Origin of the sequence: Haloferax sp. Atlit-6N (assembly GCF_003383195.1) — an archaeon.
In the GTDB taxonomy this organism is placed as follows: domain Archaea; phylum Halobacteriota; class Halobacteria; order Halobacteriales; family Haloferacaceae; genus Haloferax; species Haloferax gibbonsii.
In genome coordinates this window covers 1-432 of record NZ_QEQJ01000426.1, presented here as the reverse complement: position 1 = coordinate 432, position 432 = coordinate 1, and the positions used below count along the sequence as shown (strand labels likewise).

Genomic DNA, 432 nt, shown 5'->3' with positions numbered 1-432 from the left:
AAGAGACATGGGAGAACGAACGGATAGCGTGCCAGTACAATCGAACCGCGAGCTGAGACATACTGGCCTCCTTCTGGTTCACCATACGACGGGAGAGGTAATTGAAAGTCGAACAGTCAAGGGGCCTGTAGCCACAGCGTCAAAAGGCGAATTAGTCTCGTTCGGAGCGCTGGTTATGAACGAAGATATCTGCAGAACTGCCCCGTTTACAGAGGGTAGCGGCGACTTGTTTCGAATCGTCGACAAGCGTGTAACCTACTTCGAGACCTACGATTCAGAAGGTAAATTGCTGAACTATCCTGCTCAAGACATTATCTACTATGTCGTTCCGACCGATGGGTATGATTGTGACTATGAGGGGGATTCAAAGATTAGTTTCTTCCCATCTCCTCCGTATCAGTAGGACCCGATTTCACGGGTGACTGTTGCACG

Annotated in this window: 1 protein-coding gene; it reads left to right on the top strand. The window is 49.5% G+C overall.

The genetic code is table 11. The features are described from left to right. Positions 1–403, top strand: a 403-nt coding sequence (locus tag DEQ92_RS24360) for a hypothetical protein (RefSeq protein WP_233516967.1), incomplete at its 5' end; no start/stop codon positions are given. Positions 404–432 lie beyond the last annotated feature (29 nt).